General features: G+C 59.2%; 7 protein-coding genes. 3 read left to right on the top strand and 4 right to left on the bottom strand.

The features are described 5' to 3' along the window. Nucleotides 1-157 precede the first annotated feature (157 nt). A complete protein-coding gene (locus Q7C20_RS22135; protein ID WP_375070220.1) occupies nt 158-682 on the bottom strand; it encodes a cysteine hydrolase family protein in 525 nt (174 codons plus the stop codon). Nucleotides 683-1,111: 429 nt separating this feature from the next. Between Q7C20_RS22135 and Q7C20_RS22130 the strand changes: the two genes are divergently transcribed. After that, complete coding sequence (locus Q7C20_RS22130; RefSeq protein WP_348061578.1) at nt 1,112-2,389, top strand: serine/threonine transporter; 1,278 nt, start codon at nt 1,112-1,114, stop codon at nt 2,387-2,389. Between the two features lie 135 nt (nt 2,390-2,524). Here Q7C20_RS22130 and acnB read toward each other — a convergent pair whose 3' ends face one another. Beyond that, a complete protein-coding gene (acnB, locus tag Q7C20_RS22125) occupies nt 2,525-5,134 on the bottom strand; it encodes a bifunctional aconitate hydratase 2/2-methylisocitrate dehydratase (protein WP_375070224.1) in 2,610 nt (869 codons plus the stop codon). Between the two features lie 394 nt (nt 5,135-5,528). Here acnB and Q7C20_RS22120 point away from each other — a divergent pair, with 394 nt between their 5' ends. Then, nucleotides 5,529-6,005 carry a DUF1289 domain-containing protein gene (locus Q7C20_RS22120; RefSeq protein ID WP_375070218.1) on the top strand — a complete coding sequence of 159 codons (477 nt, stop codon included), beginning with the start codon at nt 5,529-5,531 and terminating at the stop codon, nt 6,003-6,005. A gap of 24 nt (nt 6,006-6,029) precedes the next feature. On the opposite strand, the gene Q7C20_RS22115 is transcribed toward Q7C20_RS22120, so the two are convergent. Next, entirely contained in the window at nt 6,030-6,893 is an 864-nt protein-coding gene (locus Q7C20_RS22115; RefSeq protein WP_375070216.1) for a universal stress protein, read from the bottom strand. A gap of 153 nt (nt 6,894-7,046) precedes the next feature. On the opposite strand from Q7C20_RS22115, the gene Q7C20_RS22110 reads away from it, so the two are divergent. Then, nucleotides 7,047-7,649, top strand: coding sequence for a tRNA-(ms[2]io[6]A)-hydroxylase (locus Q7C20_RS22110; RefSeq protein WP_375070215.1), 603 nt, complete (start codon nt 7,047-7,049; stop codon nt 7,647-7,649). On the opposite strand, the gene Q7C20_RS22105 is transcribed toward Q7C20_RS22110, so the two are convergent. Then, nucleotides 7,605-8,804, bottom strand: coding sequence for an MFS transporter (locus tag Q7C20_RS22105; RefSeq protein WP_348062126.1), 1,200 nt, complete (start codon nt 8,802-8,804; stop codon nt 7,605-7,607). The genes Q7C20_RS22110 and Q7C20_RS22105 overlap by 45 nt on opposite strands. Nucleotides 8,805-9,219: the final 415 nt, after the last annotated feature.

Here is a 9,219-nt window from a genome sequence, read left to right as displayed (position 1 = left end):
CCCCAAAACCAGCGGCCGAGGAGTATCTGACTCACCGCATTCTTCCTTTTTAGGGTCGCTTCGCAACCCAACGCGGGCGGTGCGACGATTCGACAAGCCCGCTCGCCACAGAGTACTTATCGCCTGTTCTGTCTAAAGATCTTGAAAGAGCTGGGCGCTAGAACTGAATGTCCTGTGCTTTCACCCGCTTAACAAATGCCCCCGCCAGCGTGGTGTTGTGATGCTCGATGATCGCCTCGGCCTTGAGCGCCGCAGTGTCCATGCAGGTGTGGGCGTCTTCCGGCAGTACAACCGAGAACCCCAGCTCCACCGCCACGCGGCAGGTTGTGTCGACACAAAACTGGGTTTTCATCCCTGCAACCACCAGCTGATCGACCTTCGCTGCTGCGAGGTGTTGCGCCAGGTCTGTACCCAGGAAACAGCTCGGCCGGGTTTTGTTGAACACGTGGTCGTGGGTTACATCGACATCCAGAGCCGGCCACAGCTGCCAGAGCGGGCTGCCGGCCTCGATGGGGGAACCGGCCGGGCCGGTGTGGCGTGCGACGAAGACAGGCGCACCGGCGGTGCGAGCGCGCCAGATAAGTGCATTGATGGTGCCCAGCACACGTTCGCGTTCGAACGGTTTATCCGGGCCATCAAACAGGCCGATTTGCATATCGATGATCAGCAGGGCTGTGTTCATGGTGTTGCTCCTTGTGATCGCCAGGTGGCGGAGCAAAAAAAGCCCCGTCCATTGCTGGCGGGGCCTTTGGTTGTTTACTGGGTGTAGCTAGTTCAAGCACCCACGGCAACCACGCGACCCGCCAGTGGCGGTCGTGGTGGTGCGGGTGAGGCGGCGCTGGATAAGGTTCATGGCCCGATCATGCTGGCACGGGCGCTTGGCTGTCAACGAAGGCATCTGAATTCGTTTCGGGCAAAAGCGTATTTCGTGCGGCCTCAAGGAATTCATCTGACAAGCGACTGCCGCGCGCCACGGTTAAGGTGCCGTTCCTCAGCTAAGTCTTTGCTTATTCAAAAGAATCCCGGACAATTCGGCCCCTTCTATGGCTGGGGCGCTGCCTGTCAGGTTTTCTGACTCGTCCTGGCCGTGTCAATGCGGAGATCCGACCGGATGAATGATCAGGCCAATAGCGTCGACGAACGCTATGAGACGACACCTGCAACCCTCGCAAGCTGGAGCCGCCAGGACACCACCTGGATGCTCGGTCTGTTCGGCACCGCCATTGGCGCCGGTACGTTGTTTTTGCCAATCAATGCGGGCCTCGGGGGCTTTTGGCCGCTGGTGATCCTGGCGCTGCTGGCGTTCCCGATGACGTTCTTTGCCCACCGTGGCCTGACCCGTTTCGTACTGTCTGGCCGTGAAGGTTCCGACATCACCGACGTGGTCGAGGAACACTTCGGCATCAAGGCCGGCGCGCTGATTACCTTGCTCTACTTCTTCGCAATCTTCCCGATCCTGCTGATCTACAGCGTGGCACTGACCAACACGGTCGGCAGCTTTATGGAGCACCAACTGCACATCATGCCGCCGCCTCGGGCGATCCTGGCGTTTGTGCTGATCCTCGGCTTGCTGGCCGTGGTGCGGTGTGGCGAGCAAGTGATCGTCAAGGCCATGAGCCTGATGGTGTATCCGTTTATCGTCGCGTTGCTGTTTCTGGCGGTGTACCTGATCCCGCACTGGACCGGCGGCATTCTCAGCACCGCGCGTGAGGTGCCGGCGCCGTCGGCGTTGCTCAGCACGCTGTGGCTGGCGATTCCGGTGATGGTGTTCTCGTTCAACCATTCGCCGATCATCTCGGCCTTTGCGGTTGACCAGAAGCGCCAGTACGGCGCGAACGCTGATGAGCGCAGCTCGCAGATCCTGTCCCGCGCGCACCTGCTGATGGTGGTGATGGTGCTGTTCTTTGTGTTCAGCTGCGTACTGACCTTGTCGCCGGCACAGCTGGCGGAAGCGAAAGCGCAGAACCTGTCGATCCTGTCGTACCTGGCCAACCATTTCGACAACCCGACCATCGCCTTCGCCGCGCCGTTGATTGCGTTTGTGGCGATTGCCAAATCGTTTCTGGGCCACTACATCGGCGCCAGCGAAGGCCTTAAAGGCCTAGTGCTGAAAACCGGTCGCCGCCCAGCCGCCAAGTCTCTGGACCGCATGACCGCTGCGTTCATGTTGGTGGTGTGCTGGCTGGTCGCCACGCTTAACCCAAGCATTCTCGGCATGATCGAGACCCTGGGCGGCCCGGTGATTGCGTCGATTCTGTTCCTGATGCCGATGTACGCAATCCGCAAAGTGCCGGCCATGGCCAAGTACCGTGGGCAGGCGTCTAACGTGTTTGTGACTGCTGTTGGCTTGGTGGCGATTACGGCGTTGGTGTATTCGCTGATTGGGTAAGCCTGACACGGTAAAAACTGTGGGAGCGAGCAAGCCCGCTCCCACATTTGTTTTGTGGTGTTGCTGAAACCGTATGTCAGGCATAAAAAAACGCCGCGTATCGTGAGATACGCGGCGTTTTTTCACATCAACACCTTAGGCTTGAATCACCGGGATGTTGGCGCTTGCTGCGATTTTGCGGAACTCGGCGATCTGGTCGAAGTTCAGGTAGCGGTAAACGTCACTGGCCATGGTGTCCAGTTTCGCTGCGTAACCCATGTACTCTTCGACAGTCGGCAAGCGACCCAGCGTGGAAGCGACTGCCGCCAGCTCAGCCGAGGCCAGGTAGACGTTGGCGCCGTCACCCAGGCGGTTCGGGAAGTTACGGGTCGACGTCGACACAACAGTCGAATTCGGCTCTACACGTGCCTGGTTACCCATGCACAGCGAGCAGCCCGGCATTTCCATGCGCGCGCCAGCCTTGCCGTAGATGCCGTAGTAGCCTTCTTCGGTCAGTTGGTGAGCGTCCATCTTGGTCGGCGGCGACAGCCACAGACGGGTTGGCAGCTGACCCTTGACCTGTTCCAGCAGTTTACCGGCAGCGCGGAAGTGACCGATGTTGGTCATGCACGAACCGATGAACACTTCGTCAATCTTCTCACCGGCAACGCTGGACAACAGACGGGCGTCGTCCGGGTCGTTGGGTGCGCAGAGGATCGGCTCGTTGATGTCCGCCAGGTCGATCTCGATGATTTCGGCGTATTCCGCGTCGGCATCGGCTTCCATCAACTCTGGGTTGGCAACCCAGGCTTCCATCGCTTGGGCGCGACGTTCCAGGGTGCGTGGGTCACCGTAACCTTCACCGATCATCCAGCGCAGCAGGGTGATGTTGGAGTTCAGGTATTCGGTGATCGACGCTTTCGACAGCTTGATGGTGCAACCGGCAGCCGAACGTTCAGCCGAGGCGTCGGACAGCTCGAAAGCTTGTTCCAGCGTCAGGTCGTTCAGGCCTTCGATTTCCAGGATGCGGCCGGAGAAGGCGTTTTTCTTGCCTTTCTTCTCGACGGTCAGCAAGCCCGACTGGATCGCGTAGTAAGGAATGGCATGAACCAGGTCACGCAGGGTGATGCCAGGTTTCATTTTGCCTTTGAAGCGCACCAGGATCGATTCCGGCATGTCCAGCGGCATAACACCAGTGGCTGCGGCAAACGCGACCAGACCTGAACCGGCCGGGAACGAAATGCCCATCGGGAAACGGGTGTGCGAGTCACCACCGGTGCCGACGGTATCCGGCAGCAGCATACGGTTCAGCCAGCTGTGGATGATGCCGTCGCCTGGACGCAGCGATACACCGCCACGGGTCATGATGAAGTCAGGCAGGGTGTGGTGGGTGGTCACGTCGATCGGCTTTGGATAGGCCGCGGTGTGGCAGAACGACTGCATCACCAGATCGGTCGAGAAGCCCAGGCACGCCAGGTCTTTCAGTTCATCACGGGTCATTGGACCGGTGGTGTCCTGAGAACCCACGGTGGTCATCTTCGGTTCGCAGTAGGTGCCAGGGCGAACGCCTTTGCCTTCTGGCAGGCCACAGGCCTTGCCGACCATTTTCTGTGCCAGGGTGAAACCCTTGCCGGTGTCGACCGGGGCTTCAGGCAGTTTGAACAGGTCGGTAGGGCCCAGGCCCAGCTCGGCACGTGCCTTGTCGGTCAAGCCACGACCGATGATCAGCGGAATACGGCCGCCGGCGCGCACTTCGTCCAACAGCACCGGGGTCTTCATTTCGAAGGTGGTCAGGACTTCGTCGGTTCCGTGTTTGCAGACTTTGCCAGCATGCGGGTACAGGTCGATCACGTCGCCCATGTTCATGTTGGTCACGTCGAATTCGATCGGCAGTGCGCCGGCATCTTCCATGGTGTTGTAGAAGATTGGAGCGATCTTGCTGCCGAAGCAGAAGCCGCCAGCGCGCTTGTTCGGCACGTTGGGAATATCGTCGCCGAAGAACCACAGTACGGAGTTGGTTGCCGATTTGCGCGAGGAACCGGTACCGACCACGTCACCGACGTAGGCAATAGGGAAGCCTTGGCCGCGCATCTCTTCGATCTGCTTCATCGGGCCGGTTTTGCCTTGCTCGTCCGGCACGATGCCTTCGCGAGCCATTTTCAGCATGGCCAGGGCGTGCAGCGGGATGTCAGGGCGGGACCAGGCGTCCGGGGCAGGGGACAGGTCGTCGGTGTTGGTTTCGCCGGTGACCTTGAACACGCGCAGGCTGATCTTGTCGGCCAGGGTCGGGCGGTTTTTGAACCACTCGCCATCGGCCCAGGACTGGATCACGGCTTTGGCGTGTGCGTTGCCGTTACGGGCCTTTTCAGCCACGTCGTGGAACGCATCGAACATCAGCAGGGTGTGCTTGAGTTGGGCGGCGGCGACTGGTGCCAGCTCGGCATCGTCCAGCAGCTCGACTAACGTCACGATGTTGTAGCCGCCTTGCATGGTGCCAAGCAGTTCAACAGCGTGTGTCTTGTCGATCAGGGGGGAAGTAGCTTCGCCCTTGGCCAGGGCAGACAGGAAACCGGCCTTGACGTAGGCAGCTTCGTCAACGCCTGGTGGAATGCGGTTGGTGATCAGGTCAACGAGGAATTCTTCTTCGCCAGCCGGGGGATTTTTCAGCAGCTCGACCAGGCCTGCGGTTTGTTCGGCGTTAAGCGGCTGGGGAACGATACCCAGTGCTGCGCGCTCTTCGATATGTTTGCGGTAGGCTTCAAGCACAGTTATTACCCTCATCAGTGGTCCCACGGGACGCTCATCCAGAAATGACCGGCACGCGTGCGCTCGGGGGCTTTTTGGGCCGCAAAGCCAGCGCTGCCGGCATTTCTCACAGAAGCTGCTTTCAAAGTTTTACGCCTGCAGAGCGGAGCTGATGAGGGTTGGCGCTGGCTACTTACAAGGTAAATAACCGTCGCCAACACCGCTCTGAAGGAACGACTGTGCTCGTGACGCTTTGAAAACAGCTTCCAATGGATTATTGGCGCCTTACAAGGCCGGATGATTCTACGGCAAAAAAAATCTAAAGGTAAGTTGCCAAGCCAAGTTTGCAGGGTGATGAAGGTTAGACAAAGGGCTAACATGGCGCACTGTTTCGCCACATTGCGTGTTGTCGCCCATGTCCAACCACACTATCAAGACCCCCTGCGTCGGCCTGTGCTCCACGGTTTACGGCGATCTCGTGTGCCGCGGCTGCAAGCGCTTCCACCACGAAGTGATCCAGTGGAACGGCTATAACGAAGAAGAAAAACGCGCGGTCTGGCTGCGGCTTGAGCAGCTGTTGGTGCAGGTGATGGCGGGAAAAGTGGAAGTGTTCGACCCCAAGACCCTGCGCGGGCAACTGGAGCAACGCAAGATTCGCTTTGTGCCGCACCAGTCCGAGTATTGCTGGGCCTACCAGTTGATCGCGCGGGGCGCGCGGGTGATTTCCAACCTGGAGGCGTATGGCATGGTGTTGCTGCCGGAGTTTCGCGGTTGGGCGTTGCCGGAGTTGCGGGATGCGATTGATCGGGAGTTTTTTATCCTGTCCGAGGCGCATTACCAGCGCTACATCGCACCCGGGTTTCTGCGCGATGCACTGGCTCCCACACTTTGATCCTCATTGTTTGAATGGTCGCCATCAAGCCTCTGTCGCCAGCTCTTCCAGGTGATCCATCAGCTCCTGCGGCTTGAGCACCAGCACATCGCCTTCCACCTCATCCAGCACCACTTCAGCCGTATTGCCAATCAACGCCCCTGAAATCCCGGTGCGCGCCACTGTGCCGATAACTGTCACGGCCGCCTGCCATTTATGTGCTGCAAACGGAATCAACACATCCGCCGGGCCTTCTTCGATGTGCAGGTGGGCGTCATCCACATCGAATTCAGCCTGGAACGCTTTGCACTGCTCGCGATAGCGCCCTTCAATGGTTTCCTTGAGTTGAAAGGTCGGGTCTGCCGCCGACAGCATGGGTGACGGGTGCGCGCTGATCACGTGCAACTGCGCCTTGGCCAGGTGCGCGATGTCGAAGCCGTGATCCACGATGGTGTTGTGCAATGCCTGGTGTTCGCGGTCGGTATTGCCCACGTCAATGGCCGCCAGTACCACCTTGCCGGCCCAGGGTGTCGCGGTTTTCACCAGCAGCACCGGGGTAGGGCAATAGCGCAGCAGTTTCCAGTCCGCCGGCGTCAGCAGGGCTTTTTTCAGGGGGCTGTCGGGGAAGTGCTGTTTGACGACAAGGCCGCAGCCTTCGGCCTGCTGCACGTCGATGATGGTTTCATGCAGGCTGTCATTCCACGCCTGCTCGGTGGTCACGCTGTAGCCGTCCTCCTGCAAACCGGATTTAAGCAGGCTCAGCAATGCCGAGTGTTCATGCTTTTTATCGCAGACCAGCAAATGCAAGTGCGCGCCGGTGACCCCGGCGATCAGCTTGGCGCGCTTGAGGGCCAGGCTTTCTGCATGCTCGGGCTCAATGACCACCAAAATGCTGCGAATGGCTTGCATGCTCGGGTTCTCCAGATAAAGACGGGGCGTGGAACAACTATAGTTGCTGGCGGGCGTACGTCATGTTGATGCACATCAAGGCCGGTGGCTGGTGGTCTGCGGCGCGGTCGGTATAATCGGCGCCCTTTTGTGATGCTTTTGCCCGTGAGCCCGATGAACCTGCCCGAAATCCACGAATTCCTCGGTTGCCGCACCCCTGACGCCTGGGTCCAGGCCGCGTTGGCCGATCAGGACACCCTGCTGATCGACCACAAGAACTGCGAATTCAAAGCCGCCAGCACCGCCATGAGCCTGATGGCCAAGTACCACGGCCATGTCGACCTGATCAGCATGATGTCGCGTTTGGCCCGTGAGGAATTGGTGCACCACGAACAGGTCATGCGTCTGATGAAAAAGCGCAAGGTCGAACTGCGCCAACTGCATGCCGGGCGTTATGCCTCGGGTTTGCGCAAGGTGGTGCGCACCCATGAACCGGTCAAACTGGTAGACACGCTGGTGGTCGGCGCCTTTATCGAAGCGCGCAGTTGCGAGCGTTTCGAGGCGCTGGTGCCGCATCTTGACCAAGAACTCGGCAAGTTCTACTTCGGGTTGCTCAAGAGTGAAGCGCGGCACTTCCAGGGGTATTTGAAGTTGGCGTACCAATACGGCGACGCCAAGGACATCGCCCAGGTCATCGAGCGGGTGAGGGCGGCCGAGAGGGAACTGATCGAATCACCCGATATCGAGTTCCGCTTTCACAGTGGCGTGCCAGCCTGAGGCGACGGCTATGCCGATCAGCGCGGTGATTGCAGTTAACAGCAGGATCACCGTTTGCGTGCCCAAGGGCGCCGCCAACACGGAAATCAGCAGCCCCGCCAACGGTTGGGACAGGTTGTTGAGCAGTGTGATTACGCCCACAGTCTTGCCAAAGTCCTGCACCGGAATCACCCGTTGACGGGTGCTGCGCAGGTAGACGTTGAACATCTTGTCGAAACCGGTGATCAGCAGGAAACCAAGGGTGTAAGCCCACAGGTTAGGGCTGATCGCGGTGATCAACGCGCCTGCGCCGATCATTGCGTAAGACAACCCGCCCAGTAGTTTCAGCGGCAACGCGGCCCGTGCCAGGTAAAACAGAATCGCGATGGTCACCGCCGCGCCCGCCGCTTGCAGCACGGCATAGGTGTCCTTGCCCGCCGCGAAGTGGCCCGTCACCAGCGCGGCAGAGGTGGCCAGCGTTACGCCGATGATCAGGTTTACCCCAACCGCCAGCGTGATGATTCGCTTCAATTCCACCAGCGTGCGGATATGCCCGAATGCGATGCGCAGTGGTTGCCACCAAATGTCGCGATGTTGCTCAAAGCTTTCCAGCTCCACAGCGCCTGTGCGCTGCCAAACCCGCATTGCCACGTCTGCCAGCACAAACAGCCCGGCCACGCCCAGCACCACCAGATGCCAGGCCCATACCTCCAGCATCAATGCGGCCACCAATGGCCCGAGCACCAGCCCGCTCTGGTCGGCGATTTGTGAATAGGACAGGGTTTTGGCGTAGGTGTACTGTTTGAAAATATGCGGCAGTAACACTTCCCGCGCCATGATGCCCTGGGTGGTCAACACCCCGCATAGCGCCGACAGCGCGACAATCCAGTAAATACCGTCGAACAGCCCATACAGTGCCACTGCCACTACGCAGGCCAGCGCCCGATACACTTGGCTGATATGCAGGATGCGCACCGGCGAGAACTTGTCGCACAAGGCGCCGCACACCGGAAAAGCCAGGTAGCGCGGCAGCGACTCGACAAAAAAAGCCAGCCCCGCCCACGAGACGCTTTGGGTGGTTTGAAACACGATCAACGGCACGATAAACAACAGAATCTGATCGGCCAGCCGTGACAGAAACAGCGAAACAAAGAACGCCAGGTAATCCTTACGCATACAGCTCCCTGTGATTGGCGTTAAAGAGTGCGGGGTATTTGTTAAAAACGCTTAAAAGCATGAAGCTTGGTCGGGCGGTAATGGCCAGGCGCTTCTGCCGCGCAGCTTGCCACCTATAATGCCCGCACTTCAATCTGCGCATCCACACTGAGAATTTATCAGCTTGAGTTGATCCAGCTTAAGCAGCAGGCTGACCCGCGTCAGCGTGCGGGCAGGTGGAGGTGCTGGATTCGGTGTGGGGCGGGGCGTTGTTTCGGATGAGGTGGGGGATGCTGAGGAGTGTGGGCTGGGTTGTCTGCGGTGGCGGTCCTTCGGTCTTTCGGTCGGGGTACATATCCGTTGCTGCGGTGATGGCTTGGATGGGTTCCGCTCTTACAGCGGGTCACTTTTGGCAAACGCCCCAAAAGTAACCAAA

It is taken from the genome of Pseudomonas sp. AMR01, from assembly GCF_041946035.1.
GTDB classification, from domain to species: domain Bacteria; phylum Pseudomonadota; class Gammaproteobacteria; order Pseudomonadales; family Pseudomonadaceae; genus Aquipseudomonas; species Aquipseudomonas antarctica_B.
This window is presented reverse-complemented; position numbering and strand designations above follow the sequence as displayed.

What these genes read in the sequence shown, in the direction of transcription:
- Q7C20_RS22135 (WP_375070220.1), bottom strand. Translation starts at nt 682, where the DNA reads ATGAACACAGCCCTGCTGATCATCGATATGCAAATCGGCCTGTTTGAT.
- Q7C20_RS22130 (WP_348061578.1), top strand. Translation starts at nt 1,112, where the DNA reads ATGAATGATCAGGCCAATAGCGTCGACGAACGCTATGAGACGACACCT.
- Q7C20_RS22120 (WP_375070218.1), top strand. Translation starts at nt 5,529, where the DNA reads ATGTCCAACCACACTATCAAGACCCCCTGCGTCGGCCTGTGCTCCACG.
- Q7C20_RS22115 (WP_375070216.1), bottom strand. Translation starts at nt 6,893, where the DNA reads ATGCAAGCCATTCGCAGCATTTTGGTGGTCATTGAGCCCGAGCATGCA.
- Q7C20_RS22110 (WP_375070215.1), top strand. Translation starts at nt 7,047, where the DNA reads ATGAACCTGCCCGAAATCCACGAATTCCTCGGTTGCCGCACCCCTGAC.
- Q7C20_RS22105 (WP_348062126.1), bottom strand. Translation starts at nt 8,804, where the DNA reads ATGCGTAAGGATTACCTGGCGTTCTTTGTTTCGCTGTTTCTGTCACGG.